We start from the raw sequence: 21866 nt of genomic DNA on the forward strand, positions 1-21866 counted from the left end.
ATCTGCAATCTCTTCTCTCCAATAGAATGCAGAAATTACTTCGCAGCCGCAGGGTATGGACTCACATGAAAGTCCGCCGCTCTAGTGGGGAGATTGGCAGCTTCGGTGCGCCGTTCACTCCTGCGACGTTTAGAGATTGGCGAAAGCGGCAGTGACAACCGATCTCCCCCCTGGAGGGGGAGATGTCCGGCAGGGCAGAGGGGGGCGCTGTCCCGCCGGCGTTTCCTACCGATCCTTCACCGTCTCCATCGCCACGAAGGTCGAGGTCTGGGCGACGTGCGGCAAGGCCGAGATGCGCTCGCCGAGCACGCGGCGGTAGGCGGCGATGTCGGTGGTGCGGACCTTCAGCAGATAGTCGAAGCTCGATGCTATCATGTGGCACTGCTCGATCTCCGGCACCGCCTGCACGGCGCGGTTGAAGGCGTCGAGCGCGGCCGAGCGGGTGTCGGACAGTTTCACCTGGACGAAGGCGACATGGCCTTCGCCCATGCGCTCGCGGTCGATGATCGCCTGGTAGCCCCTGATAAAGCCGTCCTTCTCCAACCGCTTCACCCGCGCCTGCACCGGCGTCTTCGACAGGCCGACTTTCGCCGCCAGTTCCGACATGGAAAGCCGGCCATTGCTGCCCAGAGCCGACAGGATGTTCCTGTCGATCCGGTCCAATTGGTCTTCTGTCACTGGATTCCTGGTCGAATTGGAGGTGATCAGTCCTAATGATAGATCGATCGATCTGTTCTGTCGACTTCTTTGGACCGACTGCAATCCCTACTTATGTTAGCTTGCGCCGTTCGGTCCGGTGACCGCCGGCCCGCTCCCTTATGCTCGCTCTACAGGACCGCCATGCCAGCGCTCGACGCCATCCGCCAGCAAATCCGTGCCAATTATTTGCCCGACGAAGACCAGGCGGTGAAGCGGCTGGCCGAGGCGGCCGGGCTGTCCGCGCAAGACCGCAAGGCGATTTCGGCCCGTGCCGCCGATCTAGTGCGCGCGGTGCGCGGCTCGTCCGATCCGCGGCTGATGGAGGTCTTCCTGTCCGCCTATGGCCTCTCGACCAAGGAGGGCGTGGCGCTGATGTGCCTGGCCGAGGCGCTGCTGCGCGTGCCCGACACCGAAACCATGGACGACCTCATCGCCGACAAGATCGCGCCGCACGACTGGTCGGCGCATTCGGGCGGCTCGAGCTCGATCTTCATCAATGCATCGACCTGGGCGCTGATGCTGACCGGCCGCGTGCTCGACGAGGGCGAGGGCGGCATCGAAGGCACGCTGCGCGCCATGGTGCGCCGGCTGGGCGAGCCGGTCATCCGCAAGGCGGTGGCGGCGGCGATGCGCGAGATGGGCGAGCAGTTCGTGCTCGGCCGCACCATTGCCGAGGCGGTCAGGCGCGGCCGGCCGATGACGCAGAAGGGCTATCTCTATTCCTTCGACATGCTGGGCGAGGCGGCCCGCACCGAGGCCGACGCGCTGCGCTACCTCAAGGCATATGCCGATGCCATCTCTTCGCTCGATGCCGGCGCCAACGGCCCCGACATCCGCCAGAACCACGGCATTTCGGTAAAACTGTCGGCGCTGCATCCGCGCTATGAAGCGACGCAGAAGGAGAAAATGCTGCCGGTCATGGCCGAGCGGCTGTTGTCGCTGGCGCTGGCGGCGCGCCATTCGCGCATGGGCCTCAACATCGACGCCGAGGAAGCCGACCGCCTCGATTTGTCGCTCGACGTCATCGAGCGGGTGCTGGCCGAACCGGAGCTTGCCGGCTGGAACGGTTTTGGCGTCGTCGTGCAGGCCTATGGCCCGCGCGCCGCCTTCATCATCGACTGGCTCTACGAGCTGGCGAGGAAATACGACCGCAGCATCATGGTGCGGCTGGTCAAGGGCGCCTATTGGGACACCGAGATCAAGCGGGCGCAGACGCTCGGGCTCGACGGCTACCCGGTCTTTACCCGCAAGGCCAACACCGACGTCTCCTACCTGGCCTGCGCCAAGAAGCTGTTGTCGATGACCGACCGCATCTATCCGCAATTCGCCACCCACAACGCCCACACCGTCGCCGCCATCCTGTCGATGACGACGGACCGCGATACGTTCGAGTTCCAGCGGCTGCACGGCATGGGCGAGGCGCTGCATGAGACGGTGCGGCGGACCGAAGACACGCGCTGCCGCATCTATGCGCCGGTCGGCGCGCATTCCGACCTGCTCGCCTATCTGGTCCGCCGGCTGCTCGAGAACGGCGCCAATTCCTCTTTCGTCCACCAGCTTACCGACGAAGAGGTCGAGCCGGAGGATATTGCTCGCGACCCGCTCGACACGGTGGAGAAACAAGGCCCCGCGGCCAATCCGGCGATCGTGCCGCCGTCGGCGATCTTTGGCCCCGGCCGGCGCAATTCCAAGGGCTTCGATATCACCGACACGCCGACGCTGGCGGCGATCGACAAGACCAGGGCCGAGTTCGCCGGGCCGGACCGCTGGCACGCCAAGCCGGTCAGCCGCGCCGCCGGCTACGGCAAGCAGCGTCCGGTGGTCAATCCTGCGAAACCTTCGGAAGTGGTCGGCACGGTCAGCGAGGCCGGCGCCAAGCAGGTCGAGACCGCCGTGCGCATCGCCGTCGAGGCACAACCGGCATGGGCAAGACGCCCGGTCGCCGAGCGCGCTGCCATCCTCAACCGGGCGGCCGATCTCTACGAGGCGAACGCCGTCGAGTTCTTTGCGCTCGCCGCCCGCGAAGCCGGCAAGTCGCTCGCCGACGGCGTTGCCGAGGTGCGCGAGGCGGTCGATTTCCTGCGCTACTATGCGGCCGAGGCCGCCAATGCCGAGGCGGGCACCGAGGCGCGCGGCGCCATCGCCTGCATCTCGCCGTGGAATTTTCCGCTCGCCATCTTCACCGGCCAGATTGCAGCGGCACTCGTCACCGGCAATTCGGTGATCGCCAAGCCAGCCGAACAGACGCCGCTGATCGCCTTCCGCGCTGTCCAGCTGCTGCGCGAGGCCGGCGTGCCGGAAGACATCATCCAGCTTCTGCCCGGCGACGGCCCCACGGTCGGCGGCCCGCTGACCGCCGATCCGCGCATTGCCGGCGTCTGCTTCACCGGCTCGACCGAGGTCGCCAAGCTGATCGAAAAGCAGCTCGCCGACACCGCCGCGCCTGACGCCATGCTGATTGCCGAGACCGGCGGCCTCAACGCCATGATCGTCGATTCCACCGCACTTCCCGAACAGGCGGTGCGCGACATCCTCGCCTCCGCTTTCCAGAGCGCCGGCCAGCGCTGCTCGGCATTGCGCATTCTCTACGTGCAGAAGGACGTCGAGAAGAAGATGCTTGAGATGCTGAAAGGCGCGATGGAAGCGCTCAGCCTCGGCGACCCGTGGCGGATATCGACCGATGTCGGCCCGGTCATCGATGACGAGGCGCAAGCGTCGATCCGTGACTATTGCACCAAAATGGGCCTGCAGGGCCGGCTGATCGCCAAGCTCGAAGCGCCGAAGGACGGCCGCTTCGTTTCGCCGCACGTCTTTCGGGTCAAGGGCATCGAGGAGTTGGAGCGCGAGGTGTTCGGGCCGGTGCTGCATGTCGCCACCTTCGATGCCGACGAGATCGATGCGGTGATCGCTGCGATCAACCGCAAAGGCTATGGCCTGACCTTTGGCCTGCACACCCGCATCGAAGGCCGCGCCCAGCATTTCGTCGATGGCATCCATGCCGGCAACATCTACGTCAACCGCAACCAGATCGGCGCCGTCGTCGGCGCGCAGCCGTTCGGCGGCGAGGGCCTTTCCGGCACCGGGCCGAAGGCCGGTGGCCCACATTATCTCCGGCGCTTCCGCAAGGGGCCGGAAGCCGGCACCCATCTTGCCGAAGGCCGCAAGGTGACGGCGACCGAGCTCGCCGACAATCTGCCGGACCCGGCCTTTGGCGGCTGGTCGACGCGGCCGGATCGCGTCGCCATCCTGAGGAAACATCTGCGCGGCAAGGGTGCCGCGGCTATCGGCACTGCCGCCGGCATCGATTTCGGCCAGGTCGACCTGCCCGGGCCGACCGGCGAGGCCAACACGCTGTCGCTGTCGCCGCGCGGGCGCGTGCTGTGTCTGGGTCCCGACGCGGATACGCTGCTTGCGCAGACGATCCAGGCGCTGGCCGCCGGCAATGCCGTGCTCGCCGTCGCACCCGGCGCGCCGGCAGCGCTGTCGGCGCTGACCGGCAAGGGCCTGCCGCTGGCGGCCATCGACGGCCGGCCGGACCCGGTCGAAGCGCGCTCGCTGCGCGTCGATGTCGTTGCCTTTTCCGGCACGCCCGAGGCCGCGCGCATCGTGCGCAAGGTCATCGCCGAGCGCGCCGGCCCGATCGTGCCGCTGATCAGCGAAGTCTATTATCCGGCCGCCTACGCCCACGAGCGCGCCGTCTGCGTCGACACCACGGCGGCGGGCGGCAATGCCAGCCTGCTGGCCGCGGCCTGAGGGTTTCGCCAGGGCTCGCGTGTCGCGGGCAGGGCAAATCGCTTGGGGTTGCGCTGTCCCTCACCCTTACCCTCTCGCTGTGAAGAACGGGGAGAGGGGTCGCCAGCGTTGCGTCCACGCCCCTTCTCCCCGGGGCGGCGCCGACTTTGATGCCTGATGAGAGCGATAGCTATCTGATACCGAGCGGCACTTCGAACTGCCAGGCCGAGCGACCGGCTCCGTCTGGAATAGGGGGAAAGGGAGAAGCCCGGCGGACTGCGTCGAGTGCGGCCTTGTCCAGCGCGGCAACACCCGAACTGCCCGTCAGCCTGGCCGACCGGACGCTGCCGTTCGAGCCGACGGTAAAGGCAACCGTAGCTGTGCCGGTGGCGCGCGTGCGTGTCGAATTGAAGGCCCGCACCAGTTTTGACCTGATCTTGCCGGGATAGTTCGTGACGGCTGCATTGCCGATGCCTGATTTGCCGCCCCTGCTGGCGGTCAGGATCTTGCCGTCCTTCCTGGCGTCGGCCATGCCGCGCGCGACATCCGTTTCGTCACGGCCGCCGGAGCCGGTCTTTTTCTTCTTGGAATCGGCTTTGGCAAGTGCCTTGGTCGCCTTCCTGCGCAGGGCCGGCTTTTCAGGCTCGTTTGGTTCGGCCTTCCTGGCCGGCTTGTTCTTTGCGGTTGCCTTCTTCGGCTGCCTGGGCTCCGGCCTGTCCGGCTTCGGTTCTTCCGCCGCGCCGACTGTCTCGGTCGTCTGAGCTGTTTCGGCTGGCTTCGGATCGGCTGGTGCCGGTGCGCTTGTCTCGGCAGGCTCGGCCGTTTCGGCCGCGCTGACTGGCGGCGGCACGGCATTGTCGTCGGCAGGCACCAGCCTGTCGGTCGCAAGAACGTCGGGCGATGGGTCCTGGCGCGCCGGCTGCGCAGGTGCTGGTTCGGTCCGGTCGGCAACGGCAGCGGTTTCCGTGGCGGCCTCGTTGACCGGCTCAACCACTTCTTTGTCCGATGTCTCCGCCGCATCGGTGAGCGGCTGGAGCGTCTCCTCTGCCGCGGCCGCCTGCGCCTCGACCGTTTCGACCGGCTTGGCGTCGAGCATGGTCACCATCGTCACGTTGGCCACTTCCGGATCGTCTCCGACATCGCCGGCCGCCTGCTGCGGGTCGGCGCCGAGCAGCATTTCGCCTTGCTGGTCGGCACCTTCGATGCTTGGCCGGTCGTCCGGCAGCGTGAGGAAGGCCAGCGCCACCGCCACGTGGAATGCGCAAGAGCAGGCGATCGCCACCGTCCAGTTGCGGCGCCGCTGCATCTTTCGGGTCTGCCGCAATGGCTCCGCAGGCACCGTCGGCAAGTCGCCGTCGGCATCGGCGATGTAACTGTCTTCCGGCCTGTCGAGCGGCGAAACAAGCAGCGCCCCGCGCGGGATGGCGAAATCCGGATCGTCCGGTTCCGGCGGCAGGAAACCGGCCAATGGCCACGCGACGGGGTTTCGTGCGAATGCGGGTTCCGGTCCCAAAATTCAGACCCCGAAGGCGATGCCGGTCCTGGTCTGCGTCTTCAGCCCGCGCATGCAGGCATTCGGCTCGGCGCCGGCGCATTCCGTGGCGCTGTTGATCAACACGCGGCTGATCTTGCCGCAATCGGTGCCGGCAAGGTCGAAACGCGTCACCTTGGTCTTGCCTGCCGGCAGCTCCTTGAAATCGAGTACGGTCAGCCGATCGACGACACCGGCCTCGTTGAACAGCGCGATCTCGAATGCCGCCTTGGACAGACCGGCGCCGAGATTGTTGGTGACCACGAAGGTCAGGCGGCAGCCCTTGTCGGAAGGCTGCGCGCCGTTGAGCTCGAGGAGAAGCGCCGGCGCTTGCTGCTGTGTCCATGCCGGAGCCGCCGCAAGCAATATTGCCAGCACCGCGGCGAACAGACGAAGGGATGCCGTCATGCCTTTCATTGTCGTCAGCCTCCAAACCTCATCGTCGCCGCCAGCTTCAGGGTGACGCCGGGCTCGTAGACGACGCTCGTCGTCGATGCGTTCAGCGGGTTGGCGTATTTGACGTCGAACAGATTGTCGGCGCGGAAATCGACCTTGAAATTGTCGGTCGCCTGGTAGCTGGCGAAGGCATTGACCAGCGTATAGTCCTTGGCCACCGGGTTGCCCTGCGGGTTGCCATTGTATTGCACCTCGCCACCGATGGTCAGCCTGTCCTCGAGGAAGCGAAAGCCGAGTTGCCCGGTGATCTGTGAGGAGGGGACGGTGACAAGGTCCGCCCGTTCGCCTTCATAGGAAATCGTGTGGCCGTCGGTGAACGACGCCGAAAGCCCGGCAAAGCCCCAGGCGGCATCATAGACGCCCTCCATCTCGAAGCCGTGAATCTTGGCCTTGGCGAAATTCTGATACTGGAAGCAGATCGGGATGCCCGGGCCGAACGGGCAGCCGCTGGTCGGGTCGAACGGCGAGAGCGTCACGCCGTCGATGTAATCGTCGACATTGTTGTTGAAATAGGCCGCCTTCAGCCGCAGCGCGTCGTCGGCCTGGATGACGCCGTTGGTGCTGTAATTGACGCCGAATTCCACGGTCTTACCGGTTTCGGGCTTGAGATTGGGGTTGGGGAGGAACGGGAAGCTGACGCCGGCCGGATGATTGCCGCTGATCAGGGTCTCCGATAGCGAGGGAGAACGGTAGCCTTCCGCATAGGTGCCGTAGAATTGCAGGCCGGAAAGGCTGGCAGTTTCGAAGGGCGAAATGCCCACTGTGATGCGTGGCGACAGCCGGTCGCCAGAGGTTTCGCCGACATCACTGTCGAGCTTGTAGCTGTCGTAACGCAGCCCGGCGATGACCTCGAGCCAGTCCCAGGTGAGCTTGTCCTGAACGTAAGCGCCGGAGACGTTCCTGTTGCCCGAGGGCGTATAGAAGCTGTCGCCGCCCGCCGTGCCGCCTGTCTCGACATCGTCGCCAACCCAGTCGCCGCCAAAGGTCAGCTCATGCGCGATTCCAACGGTCTCGAATCTCGACGTGTTCCAAATGTCGATGCCGGAGGTGCCGATGTCGAACGTCGATTTCGAACCCGCCGGCAAAACCACGGGCAGACCAGTGACCGGATCAAATCGGTTTTGCGCGACAAGGGTCGTCAGATCGAGCTTGGTCTTGTTGTAGGATGCGTTGATGTGGAGGTCGAGCCAGCTCTTGTCTTCGTCGGTGATGTTGTAGCGGGCCGTGAAGGTATTCGCCTTCAGGTCGGCGTCGTTCACCGGCGCGCTGCCGCTGGTCTCGGTCCATCCGTCGTTCGAGCCGATCCAGCCCAGCTTCAGCTCGCTGTTTTCGCTGGGGCGGATGGTCGTCTTGAGGAGGCCGCTCAAGACGTCGAAGCCGGTGCCCGCTACAGTGTCGCCGCCGCCATGCTTGTAGTCGTCATAGTCGCGGTAGACGATATTGCCGAGCACGTCCCAATTCTCGTTTATCCGGTACGCGCCGGTGGCGCTGGTGGTCCAGCCTTCGCCGTTGGTTTCGTAGCGCCCGGTCGCGGATGCCGCCCAGGTCTCGTCCGGCTTGAGGAAATCCTGAGCATCCTTGGTGTCGAAAAATACGACGCCGCCGATCGCCCCGGAGCCATAGGTGTTGGCGACCGGGCCGCGGATCACATCGACGGATTTGATCAATTCGGGATCGATGTAGAAGGTCGATTGCGTGCCATGATCCGAGCGCTGGAAATTCTGGCGGGCGCCGTCGACGATGACGGAGACGCGGCCGAAGTCCTGCAGGCCGCGGATGTTGATGCTGGAGCTGACACGCCTTGCGTCGGCCTGAACGGCGACACCCGGCACACCGAACAGCATTTCGTTGGGCGTCGTCGCCATGCGGCGCTCGAGCTGTTCCTCGTCGACATGGCTGGCTGAAGCAAGCGACTCGATCGCCGTCTCGCCGGTACGGCTGAGGATCAGGATCTTGTCGAGCAGTGTGGTACCCGCCGGGGCCGGCTTTACCTTTTCGGGCTGTTGAGACGGGTCAGTCTGCTGCTGGTCGGCTGCCTGCTGGGCGCCGGCCGGTGTGGCGAGCAGCGGGATCGCCGCCGCGCCGGCCAGCAACGCGGCCATTTTGCTTGTCATAGAACAATGTGTCAGGCCGCTGCCCGCCAGCCGTCCCCAATTCGCCAACCCCATGCTGCAGCTCCAAGAATCCATGTTCGATGCTGGCTGGCTTGGGGCTCGCTGGCATTTTTCATCGTGTCCGGCGTCTTAAATGTTGACTCATTTACTCCGGTATTGCACTGCTAGATAACATGACCATTCGAGTCAAGAATTGAATCGGCATTTCACGCAGGCGCCGAGCCAGATGCCCGGCATAGGAAAGGGATCGAACCAATGAACACGCACAATCCCAGCGACTTTCGCTATCGCGTCCGCCGTTCCGACGAAAATTCCGCCCGTTTCGACAGGGTCCAATTGGCCGTGAGAACGCTGTCCAGCAACACGCTGTTCCAGGGCGAGCACGAGATCGGCATCGAGCACCACGGTGCGCTGTACCGGCTGAAGATCACCCGGCAGGGCAAGCTCATTCTCAACAAGTAGGTGGCAGAAATGGACCAGCGCGTAAAACCCGCCCCGCACGAGATCCGGCGGGCACGGGCAGACAATCCGAAAATGCGCGAGCGCGACCTCGCCGCCCATCTCGGTATTTCGGAGGCCGAACTGGTCGCCGCGCATTGCGGCGACGGCGTCGTGCGCGTCGAGCCGCGTGTCAACGACCTTTTGACTGGCCTCGAAGCTGTCGGTGAGGTGATGGCGCTGACCCGCAACGAAAGCGCGGTGCACGAGAAGATCGGCGTCTACGACAAGGTCGTCACCGGTAATCACAATGCCATGGTGCTCGGCGAAAATATCGACCTGCGTATTTTCCCAAAAGTTTGGGCGCACGGCTTTGCCGTGGAAAAGCGCGATGGCGCCGACATCCGCCGCAGCCTGCAGTTCTTCGACACCGCAGGCGAGGCGGTACACAAGGTGCATCTCAGGCCAGCCTCGAACCTCTACGCCTATCAGAAACTGGTGGCCGGGCTGGAATCGCCGAACCAGGAGCCGACGGTGGCGATTTCAGCGGGCAAGGCTGACGAGACCGAGACTGCGGACAACCCGGCGAGCGTCGACGATCTGCGCGACCGCTGGAGCCAGCTGACCGACGTGCACCAGTTCTTCGGCATGCTGAAGACACTGAAGATCAGCCGCCGACAGGCGGTGCGAATGGTCGGCCAGGACTACGCCTGGCTGGTCGACAAGGATGCGGTGAACGCCATGTTCAACCACGCCGCTGCTGGCGCCATGCCGATCATGTGCTTTGTCGGCAATCGCGGCTGCATCCAGATCCATTCCGGCCCGGTCGCCTCGATCAAGCCGATGGGACCATGGCTCAACGTGCTCGACCAGACCTTCCATCTGCACCTGCGGACCGACCACATCGATGAGGTCTGGGCCGTGCGCAAGCCGACCAAGGACGGCTATGTCACGTCGCTCGAAGTCTATGGCGCCGACGGCAAGATGATCATCCAGTTCTTCGGTAAGCGGCATGAAGGCGAAAGCGAGCGCGAAGACTGGCGCTTTCTGGCCGAAAACCTGCCGCGTATCCCAAGCCCGACCGCAGCCTGAGGAAAACGACGATGGTTCTTTTCCCCAGACTGGCATCGGTCTCCAGGTCGGCGCCTGGTCCTGCGGCCGCTGTTTTCCTGGCGTTCGCCGCGCTGATGCCGGCTCAAGCCGCCGAGGGCATCGCGACTTTCGCCGATCGCTCGAGGATCGTTGCCATCGGCGGCTCGATCACCGAGATCGTCTACGCGCTCGGTGAACAGGATCGTCTTGTCGCGCGCGATTCGACCAGCCGCTATCCGCAAGCGGCGGCGGAACTGCCTGATGTCGGCTACATGCGCCAGCTGTCGCCGGAGGGTGTGCTGTCGGTCAATCCGTCGGGCATATTGGCCCTGCACGGCAGCGGACCGAAGGAAGCCGTCGACGTCTTGAAGAAATCAAGCATCCCGTTCGTCGAGGTGCCCGAGCGCTATGATAATCAAGGCATTCTCGAAAAGATCCACATCGTCGGCAAGGCGCTCGGCACCGAGGCCAAGGCCGATGCGCTGGCGGTCCAGATCGATGCCAGGCTGAAGGCAGCCGAAATGCAGACCGCCTCGATCAAGGATCGCAAGCGCATCCTGTTCGTGCTGTCGATGCAGGGCGGCAAGCTGCTTGCCGCCGGCAGCGACACCGCCGCCGACGGCATCATCAAGCTTTCGGGCGGCATCAACGCCGTCGACGGCTTTGCCGGCTACAAGCAATTGTCGGACGAGGCGGTCATCACCGCCAGGCCCGACATGATCCTGATGATGAACAATGCCGGGCCGGCCACCGCGGATGACGAATTGTTTTCGAACCCCGCCGTGGCTTCGACGCCGGCGGGTGCCGCCCGCAAGCTGATCCGCATGGACGGCGGCTATCTGCTCGGCTTCGGCCCGCGCACGGCCGACGCCATCCACGACCTCGCCGTCTCGCTCTATGGCGGCCAGGTCACGGATTGAGCGCGATGGCCGATCATTCGATCGCCGGTGCGGCGGGCATCATGGCGACGGCAGCCGAGGGTGACCGTTCGCAGCGCGCCCGCCTCGTCATCGTGCTGCTCTGCGTCGGGCTGGCTATCGCCGTGCTGTTGTCGCTGACCTCCGGCGCATCCGATGCCTCGGCCATCGGCGTCATGCATGACTGGCTGTTCGGCGCGTTGCCCGGCGACGCGGCATTGAGCGCCCGCGACCATCTGATCATCCATGACATCCGTCTGCCGCGCGTCATTCTGGGCGTACTGGTCGGCGCATCGCTTGCCGTCTCCGGTGCCGTCATGCAGGGGCTGTTCCGCAATCCGCTGGCCGACCCCGGCCTGATCGGCGTTTCGGCCGGATCGAGCCTCGGTGCGGTCGCCGTCATCGTGCTTGGCTCGACCATGCTGGCGCCGCTGACTTCGGCGCTCGGCACGATGGCTTTGCCGCTGGCTGCATTCTGCGGCGGGCTGGCGACGACATTGCTGCTCTATCAGGTCGCGACACGGCAAGGCCGGACCTCGGTCGCCACCATGCTGCTCGCCGGCATCGCGCTGGCAGCACTCGCCATGGCGCTGACCGGCATCCTGATCTTCATGGCCGACGACCGGCAATTGCGCGACCTGACCTTTTGGCAGCTCGGCTCGCTGGGCGGCGCAACCTGGCAGAAGATCGGCTCCGTCGGGCCTGTCATCGTCCTGGCGCTAGCGGCAATGCCGTTCCTGGTGCGCGGCCTGAACGCGCTGGCGCTTGGCGAGGCCACGGCCGGCCATCTCGGCATCCCGGTGCAGCGGCTGAAATACACCGCGATTGTCGGCGTCTCGGCAGCGGTCGGCGCGTCGGTCGCCGTCAGCGGCGGCATCGGTTTCGTCGGCATCGTCGTGCCGCATCTGCTGCGTCTGCTGATCGGCCCCGATAACCGTTATTTGCTGCCGGCATCGGCCCTGCTCGGCGCCGCGCTGCTGCTGTTGGCCGACGCCGTTGCCCGCACCATCGTTGCCCCGGCCGAATTGCCGATCGGCATCGTCACCGCGGTCGCCGGTGCGCCGTTCTTCCTGTGGATCCTGCTGCGCAAGCGCGGCGTCATCGACTTGTGAAAGTTTGCCTATGATCGAAGCGCGCGATGTCTCGGTGGCGATCGGCGGCAAGCGCATTGTCGCCAATGTCGATTTCGAGGCGCGGCCCGGCGAAATCGCGGCCATCGTCGGCCCCAACGGTTCGGGCAAGACGACCTTCCTCAGAGCACTGTCCGGCGATCTTGGCTATTCGGGAGAGGTCACCGTCAACGGCCGCAATCTATCGGCGATGAAGCCGGTCGAGGCGGCGACGGTGCGCGCGGTGCTGCCGCAGGCGACGACGCTGTCGTTTCCGTTCACCGTGCGTGAGATCGTCAGGCTGGGCCTGGTCGGCGGGCGCTCCGGCGCGCTGTCCGGCGAGGACCAGCGCCTGCCCGAACGGGCGCTGGCTCGCGTCGACCTCGAGGGTTTTGCCGGCCGCTTCTACCAGGAGCTGTCCGGCGGCGAGCAGCAGCGCGTGCAGCTTGCCCGCGTTCTGTGCCAGGTGTGGGCGCCGGTGCTCGACGGCAAGCCGCGCTATCTGTTCCTCGACGAGCCGGTGTCCAGCCTCGATATCAAGCACCAGCTGATCATCATGGACATCGCCCGCGATTTCGCCAGACGCGGCGGCGGCGTGGTCGCCATCCTGCACGACCTCAATTTGACGGCGATGTACGCCGACCGGATTTTCGTCATGCATCGCGGCAGGCTCGCCGCTACAGGTTCGCCGCAACAGGTGCTCAGCGACGAGCTGATCGAAAAGGTCTTCGATTGCCGGCTGAAGGTCGGTGTGTTGCCGGCCGCAAACATGCCGTTCGTATTGCCGCAGTCGGTCTGTTGATATCCAGGTGATGCCGGCCTGCAAATGGCGGTTTCCTGCGCTTCCGGCCTTCGCCGGCCGAAGCATTCATGAGGGGTGCGGCAGTTAAGGCTATGGCCGGCGCAGGCCGGTACTCACGTACCCAAACGTACGCTCCGTTCCGGTTCTCGGAACCCACCATTTTCGGCTCGGCCTGACCTGAATCTCAACAGACCTCACCAACTGAGATGCGACCAGAAATCAGGCGGCCGGCGCCCTTTGCACCAGCATGTCGATGCCGAGCAGGTGGCGCACATTCGGGCGCGCCGCCACCAGATCGGCGATCGTGTAGCGCGACAGCACGGCGAAGAAGGCGTTGAGCGCTTCGCGCAATGCCGAATTCAAGGCGCAGCTGTCAACCAGCGGACATTCGGCGGCGTCGTTCTCGAAGCACTCGGCCATGGCAAAGCTTTCCTCCGTCACCCGCACGACATCGAACAGGCTGATTGATTCGGCCGCGCGGCCGAGCCTGACGCCGCCATTCCTGCCGCGCACCGTTTCGATCAGGCCGTTTTCGACCAGCGGCTGCAGGATCTTGAACAGGAAAAGTTCCGATACCGAATAGGCGGCGGCGATCTCGGGGATGCGGCTCAACCGCTCGGTGTTGGCGGCGCAATACATCAGAATGCGCATGGCGTAGTTGGTCTGACGGGTAAGCCGCATTGTGTCCTCACATAACAGTGGTTGGCGTCAATATGGCCTATAGTTTGGAACAATTCCAGACTGGCGCTGCATAATAGATGAATTCCGGCGTCAAGTTTGCGTGCACGATTGCGCGCACCGGAACCAGCGGCGCGCTTTCTGGGGCAGGCGACACTAGATAAGTTCGCATACACGATCAGGAGCGGCCCATCATGTCACGACCAGCCCCGGCATTTGCATCCGTCGCGTCCGTCCGGTTCGACGCCGATGCCGACGCCAAGCTTTCGGCGCTCAGGCGCACCAAGTTCGTTGCCGCCGCAGCGCTTGCGTTTTGCGTGCTGGTCTTTGCGGTGGCGAAATCGCTCGAGAGCCGGCATGCGTGGTTGGGCTTCGTCGCCGCTTTCGCCGAGGCGGCGACGATCGGCGGCCTGGCGGACTGGTATGCGGTGGTGGCGCTGTTTCGGCGGCCGCTTGGCCTGCCGATCCCGCATACGGCCATCATCCCGGAAAACCAGAATCGCATCGCCGACAATCTCGGCCGCTTCATCGAGGTGAATTTCCTGGCGCCGGAACCGGTGCGCGAAAAGCTCGCCGAGGTCGACTTTTCCGCGCTGGTCGCGGACTGGCTGGCCGACCCGAACCGCGCCGCCGATTTGTCGCGCTTCGTCGGCCGGCTGGTGCCGCAGACGCTGGCGGCGGTCGAGCAATCCGGACTGCGCGGCTTCGTCACCAGCCGTATGCTGGAGCAGATCGAAAAGGTGCCGCTGGCGCCGCTCGCCGCCGAGCTGCTGTCGGCGCTGACTGACGATCGCCGCCACCAGAAATTATTCGACGAGTTCACCAAGGTGGTCGGCCGCTTCCTGAGCGACGAGCAGGCGCTGGCGACGATGCGCGAGAAGATCCGCGAGGAACTGCCGTCGCTGTTCAACCTGTTTCGCGCCGACGCCTATCTGTTGAAGAAGATCATTGCGTCGGCCGGCTCGCTGCTCGATGAGGTGCGGGCCGATCCGCACCATCCGATGCGAGCCGAATTCGACCTTTTCGTCGAAACCTTCGTCGAGCGGTTGAGGACATCCAAACAATATGCCAGGCGCGCTGAAAAGCTGAAGCGCGATTTCCTTGCCCGGCCAGAGCTCAGCGCGCTGGCCGGCGATATGTGGGACAGCCTGCGGCTGTTCATCGAACAGGACGCCAAGGCGCCGAATTCGATGATCCGCGACCATCTCGCCACCATGTTCGTCGAGGTCGGCCGCCATCTTGCCGACGACGCGCAGATCAGGGCCGACATGAACCAGGGGTTCATCGTGGCGCTGGCGTCCTTCGTCGAAAGCCAGAAGAGCGGCGTGTCGAAGTTCATCGCCGACCAGGTCAAGCGCTGGGACCTCGCGCAACTGACAAGGCTTATCGAAATGAACATCGGCAAGGACCTGCAATATATCCGCTTCAACGGCATGATCATCGGTGGCCTTGCCGGGCTCGTGCTCTACACTGCCGAACGGCTGTTTCTTGTCGGCTGACTCGTCCGAATGGACCGCTGAGCTTCGCTGCACTATCTTCCGTGCAGTGGCGGGGCTCACGGCAACAAGGGGAGAGAACCAGCATGGCAAAACGACCGGAGTCCGAGTCCTTCATCGACATGTTCGGCAAGTTCGGCCGCGACCTGAAGCTGCCGAATGTCGACGTCGAGGCGATCCTCGCCCACCACGCCAAGAACCTGGAAGCGCTGGAGAAGTCGGCACGGGCGAGCGCCGCTGGAGCCTCGGCGCTGTTGTCAAGGCAACGCGAGATGCTGCAGGACACGCTGCGCGAAATCACCGACATGGCACAAAGCTACAGAGCGCCCGGCAATCCGCAGGAAATGATGCAGAAGCAGGCGGCGTTCGCCAGGAAATCCTTCGAGACCGCGCTGAAGAATGCCGGCGAGATGGCCGAACTGGCGAGGGCGTCCGGCACCGAATCGATCGAAATCCTGCGCAGCCGCATCAAGGAGGCGATGGAGGAGATCCGCGCCGGCCACGACAAGAAATAAGCTGTTCCCCAGCAGCACGCTTGCCGGCGGCGAAGACTGGCGGTTCGCGGCCGAAGATTATGGGCTGGAATCGCACTGGCGAATTGACAGGGGCGGCCCGTCGTGGTCCGGAACAGGCAAGCGATCGGGAAAGCAGGAATGACGCAGATACGGCCGAGGACGCCGCCGACCTTCGAGCAACTCAGGGCGATGGCCGGGCAGGAGTTGGGCGTTTCGGACTGGACGCTGGTCGATCAGCACCGCATCGACCAGTTTGCCGAATGCACGGGCGATCATCAATGGATCCATGTCGATCCCGAGCGGGCGAAGCGGCAAAGCCCGTTCCGCACCACGATCGCGCATGGCTATCTGACCCTGTCGATCATCGGCGCGCTGGCGCTCGAGATGGGGATCGTACCCGAAAACACGCAGGCCGCGTTCAATTACGGTTTCGACAAAGTGCGCTTCGTGGCGCCGGTCAGGGTCGGCTCGCGTATCAGGCTGCGCACCACGCTGTTGTCGATGGAAGACAAAGGTCCGGGGCAATATCTAATGAAGGCCGCCAATACGGTCGAGATCGAAGGCGAGCAGAGGCCGGCGCTGACCGCCGAGACGCTCGTCATGCTTTACGCACGCCGCAAGCGGGCAGGGGCCTGAGAGCACAGCCTCAGGCCAGCAGGCTTCCGGCAGCGCGAATCAACGCGACATCGCCTGTTCAAGCGCCCTGAAAATCCGGTCATCTCCGGACTGCGCGACGTTGAAGCGCATGAAACGGCTGGCCGACCGGGACAGGCTGAACGCATTGCCGGGCGCAAGCACGACGTTGGCCGACAAAGCGTGACGGGCGACGTCCGCGGCATCTATTCCCTCCGGCAGCCTGCACCATAGAAACATGCCGGCCGGCTGATCTATCCACGGCACGATGCCGATTGCCCTGAGCCGGGTGCCGGTTTCTTCCATGGCGCGCGAGAGCCGCGCGCGCAGCAGATCGACGTGCTTGCGATAGAGGCCGTCCTTCAGCAGCGTCAGCACCAGTTCGGATGCAAGTCGCCCGCTGCCAAAGGATGTGGCGATCTTGAGATCGGTCAAACCTTCCATCCAGTCGCGAGGAGCGGCGATGAAGCCGCAGCGCACCGATGCCGACAGCGTCTTGGAAAAGCTTCCGATATGGATGACCCGGCTGAGGCCGTCGAAGGCCGCCAACCTGGGCGCCGGTGTGTGTTCGAAATCGGCGAAGATATCGTCCTCGATGATCGTCAGCCCCGACGGGTCGGCGAGCTTCAGCAGCCGATGGGCAACGACCGGCGACAATATCGCGCCGGTCGGATTGTGGAGCGCCGAATTGGTGATGTAGAGGCGCGGCCGATGCTCGTTCAGCGCTTGCGCGAACAGCTCGATGTCCGGACCCGAGCGCGTGTAGGGGACGCTGATCACCTTGGCCCGATGGGCGCGCAACAGGGCATGGAAGTTGAAGTAGCAGGGATCGTCGACCAACACCGTGTCACCCGGTTCGAGCAGGAACCGGCTCAGCAGGTCGATCGCCTGAGTGCCCGATTCCGTCAGCATGATCTGGTCCGGGGAGGCTTCGATACCGTGCTCGGCCATGCGCCGCGCCAGCAGATGGCGTAGCGCCGGCAAGCCGAGCGGCGTGCCGTAGTCCGTTAGCGCGGCGTCGTCGGCGCGGGCCGTCGTCCGCAGTGCCCGGCGCAATCCAGCCTCGGGCATCCATGTTGCCGGCAGCCAGCCGCAACCCGGTTTCAGGACGCCGTCGCCGGCTTCCAGCGATTGGCGCGAGACCCACAGCGGGTCGACGGCACGGTCAAGCCTGGGGCCGATCTCGGCCAGCGACAACGGAGCCAACGGTCCGGCGGCATAGAAACCCGAGCCCGGCCGCGAGCGGATCATGCCTTCCGCCGCAAGACGCTCATAGGCTTCGACCACGGTGGATTTGGAAACCTGCATGGCCTTCGCAAACGCCCGGATCGAAGGCAGCCGCGTTCCCGGTGTCAGGCTGCGCGCGGCGATCCTGTGCCTGATCGTCGCCATGACGCTTTCGACAAGCGTCCGGCTGCCCTCATCTGTTGTCGCCTGCTCATCCATCCGTACTGCTCAGCCTGCCATGACGGTTTTGTCAAACTGTACCTGATTGTCTCTGGCGGAGCCAGACGCCCGGCCCGATAGAGGGCGAAATCAGCGGGGCATCGATGGACAAGGCGGCGAGTAGTTGGGCGGCGAGTAGTTGGGCGGCGAGTGGTTGGGCTGCGAGTGGCTGGGTCAACGGGTTCATAGGCGTGCTGATCTTCAGCGGTTCGCTTCCGGCGACGCGCGTGGCGGTGATGGATTTCGATCCGGTGTTCGTAACGGTCGCCCGTGCGGCTTCGGCGGGCATCCTCGGCCTGGCGCTGCTGCTCGTTTTTCGTCAGAAGCGCCCGGAGCGGCGAGATCTGTTCCCGCTGGCGATCGTGGCGCTTGGCGTCGTGGTCGGCTTTCCCCTGCTGACGGCGCTGGCGCTCAAGCACATCACGTCGGCTCACTCCATCATCTTCGTCGGCCTGTTGCCGTTGGCGACCGCGATCTTCGGCGTGGTTCGCGGCGGCGATCGCCCGAAGCCGGCGTTCTGGCTGTTCTCGTGCCTCGGTAGCGCCCTTGTCGCCGGTTTTGCAGTCACGCAAGGCCTGTCGGTCTCGCCGCTCGGCGACATCTTGATGCTGGCCGCCATCATCGTTTGTGGATTGGGCTATGCCGAAGGAGCGGCGCTGTCGCGCAAGCTCGGCGGTTGGCAGGTGATTTCGTGGGCGCTGGTGCTGTCGCTGCCCCTCATGCTGGCGCTGACGTTCATCACCATGCCGCCGTCGCTCGAAAGTGCCGGCAGGGGCGCATGGATTGGTCTGGCCTATGTCTCGCTGTTCAGCATGCTGATCGGTTTCGTGTTCTGGTATCGCGGCCTGGCGCAAGGCGGCATCGCCGCGGTCGGGCAGTTGCAACTGCTGCAGCCCTTCTTCGGCCTGGGGCTGGCGGCAGCGCTGCTGCATGAGCAGGTCAGTCCCGCCATGATCGCCGTCACCGCCGCCGTCGTGCTTTGCGTCGTCGGTGCCAAGAGATATGCGAGATAGGTGCTGCGGCTGCCGGAGTTGCATGCGAACCGGGTGGAATCCTCAAGGATGCTTGGCAACGATATCAGTTCGCCCGGCAGTGGCGCGGGCTGAAAATACCGCAAGGATCAGCGCCATCAGCACCAAGCCCGTCGCCACCTGGAAGGTGACCTGCATCCCTCGTGCCGCTGCCGCAGGTGCCAACACTGCCAAGCCAGTGCCTTCCCCAGCCGATGCGAAGGCGAACACCGCGCCCATCACCGACGCACCGGTGATCAGGCCGAGATTGCGCGACAGATTGAGCAGGCCGGAGACGACGCCACGCTGGTCGGATGCGACGCCCGTCATCACGGCCGAATTGTTGGAGGTCTGAAACAGGCTGTAGCCGGTGCAGACGATGATGATTGGTACGACATAGCCGGCAATACCGAATTCCGCCCGCGACAGAGCAAAGGTGCCAATAGCGAGATCGAACAGGCCGACGATCATGATCCGGTTCGCCCCGAAACGATCGACCAGGCGTCCGGCCGGCAGCGCCGCCAATGCGGTAATCAGAGGGCCGGTCGACAGAACCAGCCCGACCATGGCTGCGTCCAGCCCGAGCGCGCGCGACAGATAGAATGGTGCGACCACCAGCGTCGCCATCATCACCGTGGCGACGATCAGGTTCATGGCGAGGCTTGCGTTCAACGCCTGGTCGCGGAACCTCGCAGGTTGAATCAAAGGGTTCTGGACCCTTGTCTGCGCAACGACAAACAGCAGGCCAGCCACGGTTGCGGCAATCAGCAAGCCGACATTGAGAGAACCAAAACTGCCACGCCCAAGGGTCATGGCGAGCGCATAGGCGGCTAGCGTCAGCGCGAGCAAAGCCGTGCCGATCCCGTCGAAACCGCGCCGACCTGGCGTCTTTTTTCCGGCCGACAGGAAGCGCCAGGCAAGCGCAAAGGCCAGCACCCCCAACGGCAGATTGATGAGGAAGATCGCGCGCCAGCCGAGGCCGGCAATCAACAGTCCGCCAAGCGAGGGGCCAAGCGTGGTGCCGATCGCCGACATGGCGCCGAGCAGGCCCATGGCGCTGCCGGTTTTATCCCGGGGAACCGTGTCGGCGACAAAGGCCAGCGTCAGAGCCATCATAATGGCCGCGCCGAGCCCCTGTGCCGCCCGTGCGGCGATCAGCAGCCAGAGCGTCGGCGCGAGCCCGCAAAGCACCGATGCGAAGGTGAACAGGGCAATGCCGCCGAGCAATAGCGGTCGTCGGCCGAATATGTCGGCGAGCCGCCCGACGCTGACGATCAAGGTGGTGATGGCGAGCAGATAGGCAAGGACGACCCATTGCACGAGCTGGAACGATGCGTCGAACGCCTGCATCAGCGATGGCAGCCCGACGCTGGCGATGCTGGTGGCGAGCGACGACAGCAGCGTTGAAAGCGACAGGCTTGCCAATGCCCATCGGGTCGAGCGTGCGCTCACCGGGGCAACTTCGTCCCAGGTCTTTTCAGCGGTCGATGCCAAGGTGAACTCCTTTGCCGGCAGCCCCCAATCGGAGCTGTCGGACGCTATTCCCTCGCATGATGTGGCGGAAGGCGCAGTATTTGCATCTTATTCGTGCATGAAACGCCACATCACGGCTGAGCTGTGCTATGGTCCTTCCATGTCGTCACCCGATCTCAATCTGCTTGTCGCCCTCGATGTGCTGTTGAGCGAGGGCAGTGTGGCGCGTGCTGCCGCGCGGCTGCGCCTCAGTCCCTCGGCGATGAGCCGGACGTTGGCGCGGTTGCGCCAGGCGACAGGCGACCCATTGTTGGTCCGGGCCGGCCGTGGCCTGGTTGCGACGCCGCGCGCGCTCGAATTGCAGCAACAGGTAGGCCGAGTCGTCCAGGATGCGGAAGCGCTGCTGCGCCCGGCCAAGCCCCTCGACCTCTCTGCTCTCGACAAGGTCTTCACGCTGCGCGCCAACGAAAGTTTCGTCGAGGAGTTCGCACCGCGTCTTCTGACCCGTGTCGAAGCGGATGCACCTGGCGTGCGGCTGCGTTTTGCGCCGAAATCCGACAAGAACGACATGTCGTTGCGTGACGCGGCGGTTGATCTCGAAATCGGCGTCGCCGGGGAAACCAGCCCCGAAATGCGTATTCAGGCGCTGTTTCGCGACCGCTTCATCGGTGCGGTGCGAACGGGCCATGAGCTGAGCGAGGGGCCGGTGACGGCGGAACGCTATGCGGCCGGCCGCCACATCAGCGTTTCGCGGCGTGGCCGCGAAAAGGGCCCGATCGACGAGGCCTTGAAACTGCTCGGTCTCCAGCGGACGATCGTGTGCATGGTTTCCAGCTTCTCGGCCACGCTCGCCATGGCGCGCGCCTCCGATCTGATCGCCAGCGTCCCCGAACGGCACACGCTGGGCGCGCGCACGGGCATGTACAGCTTCCCGTTGCCGGTCGATATCGAGGAGGTCACCATTTCGATGCTGTGGCATCCGCGACTCGATGCCGATCCGGCACAACGCTGGCTGCGAGCCTGCGTGCGGGAGGTCTGCGCGTCGTTTCGTTAGCCGAGGCGCCTGACCCGAAACTTTGAGATTAAAGTGAAGTTCGTGTCACGGCGGCGCGAATGACCGGCACACTTTCTATGCTCTCAAATATTGACGCCTTTACGGAGGTGTCGCTGCTATATAGGTTTCTCCAACCAATTTTCTCACTCACACAAGGCTATTTGGGATGTCGATTTCTGAGAGGACCTATAAGATAGTATGGGGTCAATTTTCTGGTCGTTGCTGCTTTTGCCATGAAGAGGTGATACTCCCGTCAGAAAATGGCGGATTGTCTTTGGTCGGCGAAGTTGCACACATCGTTGGCGAGACAACTCGAGCCGCTCGGGGCGATTCGTTGTTGTCATTAAAAGAACGCAACGAGTCAGACAATTTAATTTTGCTTTGCCGAAAGCACCACAAGATTGTTGACGACGACGCGGCAACGTACACTGTAGAAAAGTTGCACACGTTGAAATTTGATTTTCTCCATTGGATCAAAGAACATCTGAAAAAGCCAAAGCCTTGGCGGTCAAATCTTTCGCAATTAACGTACATAAATGTACCACGGTTATGCGAGCAAGCCGAACTGCAGGGATATCACGTCGATCTAACCGCCTTGATGCACGGCGATGAGGTTTTGGCGGCCTGAAGCGGCGATGTGGCCGCTGTTGGGCGCTTTTCCGCGAACCTCG

At 64.1% G+C, this 21866-nt stretch carries 19 protein-coding genes; 12 read left to right on the forward strand and 7 right to left on the reverse strand.

Annotated features, from left to right (window positions below; all coding sequences use genetic code 11):
- Nucleotides 1–225: 225 nt before the first annotated feature.
- Entirely contained in the window at nt 226–678 is a 453-nt protein-coding gene (locus NKK47_RS32425; RefSeq protein ID WP_352579626.1) for an Lrp/AsnC family transcriptional regulator, read from the reverse strand.
- A gap of 162 nt (nt 679–840) precedes the next feature.
- On the opposite strand from NKK47_RS32425, the gene putA reads away from it, so the two are divergent.
- Nucleotides 841–4452, forward strand: coding sequence for a bifunctional proline dehydrogenase/L-glutamate gamma-semialdehyde dehydrogenase PutA (gene putA / locus NKK47_RS32430; RefSeq protein ID WP_352579627.1), 3612 nt, complete (start codon nt 841–843; stop codon nt 4450–4452).
- 169 nt (nt 4453–4621) lie between these two features.
- On the opposite strand, the gene tolA is transcribed toward putA, so the two are convergent.
- The 3 genes from tolA to NKK47_RS32445 are packed head-to-tail and all read right to left on the reverse strand — an operon-like array spanning nt 4622 to nt 8586.
- The gene (gene tolA / locus NKK47_RS32435) at nt 4622–5899 is read right to left on the reverse strand and encodes a TonB family protein (RefSeq protein ID WP_352454562.1); all 1278 of its coding nucleotides are present in this window, start codon (nt 5897–5899) and stop codon (nt 4622–4624) included.
- 48 nt (nt 5900–5947) lie between these two features.
- A complete protein-coding gene (locus tag NKK47_RS32440) occupies nt 5948–6379 on the reverse strand; it encodes a hypothetical protein (RefSeq protein WP_352454561.1) in 432 nt (143 codons plus the stop codon).
- 5 nt (nt 6380–6384) lie between these two features.
- Nucleotides 6385–8586, reverse strand: coding sequence for a TonB-dependent hemoglobin/transferrin/lactoferrin family receptor (locus tag NKK47_RS32445; protein WP_502905093.1), 2202 nt, complete (start codon nt 8584–8586; stop codon nt 6385–6387).
- Nucleotides 8587–8787: 201 nt separating this feature from the next.
- Between NKK47_RS32445 and hemP the strand changes: the two genes are divergently transcribed.
- From hemP to NKK47_RS32470, 5 genes are read left to right on the forward strand one after another with little or no spacing between them, the layout of a single operon-like run.
- Entirely contained in the window at nt 8788–8994 is a 207-nt protein-coding gene (hemP, locus tag NKK47_RS32450) for a hemin uptake protein HemP (protein WP_352454559.1), read from the forward strand.
- 9 nt (nt 8995–9003) lie between these two features.
- On the forward strand, nt 9004–10062 hold the full coding sequence (locus tag NKK47_RS32455) for a hemin-degrading factor (RefSeq protein WP_352454558.1): 1059 nt from the start codon (nt 9004–9006) through the stop codon (nt 10060–10062).
- Nucleotides 10063–10073: 11 nt separating this feature from the next.
- Nucleotides 10074–10982, forward strand: coding sequence for a heme/hemin ABC transporter substrate-binding protein (locus NKK47_RS32460; protein WP_352454557.1), 909 nt, complete (start codon nt 10074–10076; stop codon nt 10980–10982).
- Between the two features lie 5 nt (nt 10983–10987).
- Complete coding sequence (locus NKK47_RS32465; protein WP_352454556.1) at nt 10988–12091, forward strand: FecCD family ABC transporter permease; 1104 nt, start codon at nt 10988–10990, stop codon at nt 12089–12091.
- Nucleotides 12092–12101: 10 nt separating this feature from the next.
- A complete protein-coding gene (locus NKK47_RS32470; protein WP_352454555.1) occupies nt 12102–12890 on the forward strand; it encodes a heme ABC transporter ATP-binding protein in 789 nt (262 codons plus the stop codon).
- 219 nt (nt 12891–13109) lie between these two features.
- Here the strand turns inward: NKK47_RS32470 and rirA are convergent, their stop codons facing one another.
- Entirely contained in the window at nt 13110–13571 is a 462-nt protein-coding gene (gene rirA / locus NKK47_RS32475; protein ID WP_023676431.1) for an iron-responsive transcriptional regulator RirA, read from the reverse strand.
- A 191-nt stretch (nt 13572–13762) separates the two neighbouring features.
- Between rirA and NKK47_RS32480 the strand changes: the two genes are divergently transcribed.
- The 3 genes from NKK47_RS32480 to NKK47_RS32490 all read left to right on the forward strand — a co-directional run bounded on the left by NKK47_RS32480 (nt 13763) and on the right by NKK47_RS32490 (nt 16215).
- Nucleotides 13763–15067, forward strand: coding sequence for a DUF445 domain-containing protein (locus NKK47_RS32480; protein ID WP_352454554.1), 1305 nt, complete (start codon nt 13763–13765; stop codon nt 15065–15067).
- An 83-nt stretch (nt 15068–15150) separates the two neighbouring features.
- On the forward strand, nt 15151–15579 hold the full coding sequence (locus tag NKK47_RS32485; RefSeq protein WP_352454553.1) for a phasin family protein: 429 nt from the start codon (nt 15151–15153) through the stop codon (nt 15577–15579).
- A gap of 138 nt (nt 15580–15717) precedes the next feature.
- A complete protein-coding gene (locus tag NKK47_RS32490) occupies nt 15718–16215 on the forward strand; it encodes a MaoC family dehydratase (protein WP_023676428.1) in 498 nt (165 codons plus the stop codon).
- A 39-nt stretch (nt 16216–16254) separates the two neighbouring features.
- On the opposite strand, the gene NKK47_RS32495 is transcribed toward NKK47_RS32490, so the two are convergent.
- Complete coding sequence (locus NKK47_RS32495) at nt 16255–17658, reverse strand: aminotransferase-like domain-containing protein (RefSeq protein ID WP_352579629.1); 1404 nt, start codon at nt 17656–17658, stop codon at nt 16255–16257.
- Nucleotides 17659–17762: 104 nt separating this feature from the next.
- Here NKK47_RS32495 and NKK47_RS32500 point away from each other — a divergent pair, with 104 nt between their 5' ends.
- The gene (locus NKK47_RS32500) at nt 17763–18671 is read left to right on the forward strand and encodes a DMT family transporter (RefSeq protein ID WP_023676426.1); all 909 of its coding nucleotides are present in this window, start codon (nt 17763–17765) and stop codon (nt 18669–18671) included.
- A 42-nt stretch (nt 18672–18713) separates the two neighbouring features.
- Here NKK47_RS32500 and NKK47_RS32505 read toward each other — a convergent pair whose 3' ends face one another.
- On the reverse strand, nt 18714–20162 hold the full coding sequence (locus NKK47_RS32505) for an MFS transporter (RefSeq protein WP_502905094.1): 1449 nt from the start codon (nt 20160–20162) through the stop codon (nt 18714–18716).
- Between the two features lie 139 nt (nt 20163–20301).
- Here NKK47_RS32505 and NKK47_RS32510 point away from each other — a divergent pair, with 139 nt between their 5' ends.
- Nucleotides 20302–21195: a LysR family transcriptional regulator gene (locus tag NKK47_RS32510; protein ID WP_352579632.1), complete on the forward strand. Its 894-nt coding sequence runs from the start codon at nt 20302–20304 to the stop codon at nt 21193–21195.
- A 166-nt stretch (nt 21196–21361) separates the two neighbouring features.
- The gene (locus tag NKK47_RS32515) at nt 21362–21823 is read left to right on the forward strand and encodes an HNH endonuclease (protein ID WP_352579630.1); all 462 of its coding nucleotides are present in this window, start codon (nt 21362–21364) and stop codon (nt 21821–21823) included.
- Nucleotides 21824–21866 lie beyond the last annotated feature (43 nt).

Source organism: Mesorhizobium sp. M0019 (assembly GCF_040323975.1).
Classification (GTDB): Bacteria; Pseudomonadota; Alphaproteobacteria; order Rhizobiales; family Rhizobiaceae; genus Mesorhizobium.

What these genes read in the sequence shown, in the direction of transcription:
- NKK47_RS32485 (WP_352454553.1), top strand. Translation starts at nt 15,151, where the DNA reads ATGGCAAAACGACCGGAGTCCGAGTCCTTCATCGACATGTTCGGCAAG.
- NKK47_RS32460 (WP_352454557.1), top strand. Translation starts at nt 10,074, where the DNA reads ATGGTTCTTTTCCCCAGACTGGCATCGGTCTCCAGGTCGGCGCCTGGT.
- NKK47_RS32515 (WP_352579630.1), top strand. Translation starts at nt 21,362, where the DNA reads ATGTCGATTTCTGAGAGGACCTATAAGATAGTATGGGGTCAATTTTCT.
- NKK47_RS32495 (WP_352579629.1), bottom strand. Translation starts at nt 17,658, where the DNA reads ATGGATGAGCAGGCGACAACAGATGAGGGCAGCCGGACGCTTGTCGAA.
- NKK47_RS32500 (WP_023676426.1), top strand. Translation starts at nt 17,763, where the DNA reads ATGGACAAGGCGGCGAGTAGTTGGGCGGCGAGTAGTTGGGCGGCGAGT.
- NKK47_RS32470 (WP_352454555.1), top strand. Translation starts at nt 12,102, where the DNA reads ATGATCGAAGCGCGCGATGTCTCGGTGGCGATCGGCGGCAAGCGCATT.
- hemP (WP_352454559.1), top strand. Translation starts at nt 8,788, where the DNA reads ATGAACACGCACAATCCCAGCGACTTTCGCTATCGCGTCCGCCGTTCC.
- NKK47_RS32465 (WP_352454556.1), top strand. Translation starts at nt 10,988, where the DNA reads ATGGCCGATCATTCGATCGCCGGTGCGGCGGGCATCATGGCGACGGCA.
- NKK47_RS32510 (WP_352579632.1), top strand. Translation starts at nt 20,302, where the DNA reads ATGTCGTCACCCGATCTCAATCTGCTTGTCGCCCTCGATGTGCTGTTG.
- NKK47_RS32490 (WP_023676428.1), top strand. Translation starts at nt 15,718, where the DNA reads ATGACGCAGATACGGCCGAGGACGCCGCCGACCTTCGAGCAACTCAGG.
- NKK47_RS32455 (WP_352454558.1), top strand. Translation starts at nt 9,004, where the DNA reads ATGGACCAGCGCGTAAAACCCGCCCCGCACGAGATCCGGCGGGCACGG.
- NKK47_RS32445 (WP_502905093.1), bottom strand. Translation starts at nt 8,586, where the DNA reads ATGGGGTTGGCGAATTGGGGACGGCTGGCGGGCAGCGGCCTGACACAT.
- rirA (WP_023676431.1), bottom strand. Translation starts at nt 13,571, where the DNA reads ATGCGGCTTACCCGTCAGACCAACTACGCCATGCGCATTCTGATGTAT.
- putA (WP_352579627.1), top strand. Translation starts at nt 841, where the DNA reads ATGCCAGCGCTCGACGCCATCCGCCAGCAAATCCGTGCCAATTATTTG.
- NKK47_RS32440 (WP_352454561.1), bottom strand. Translation starts at nt 6,379, where the DNA reads ATGAAAGGCATGACGGCATCCCTTCGTCTGTTCGCCGCGGTGCTGGCA.
- NKK47_RS32480 (WP_352454554.1), top strand. Translation starts at nt 13,763, where the DNA reads ATGTCACGACCAGCCCCGGCATTTGCATCCGTCGCGTCCGTCCGGTTC.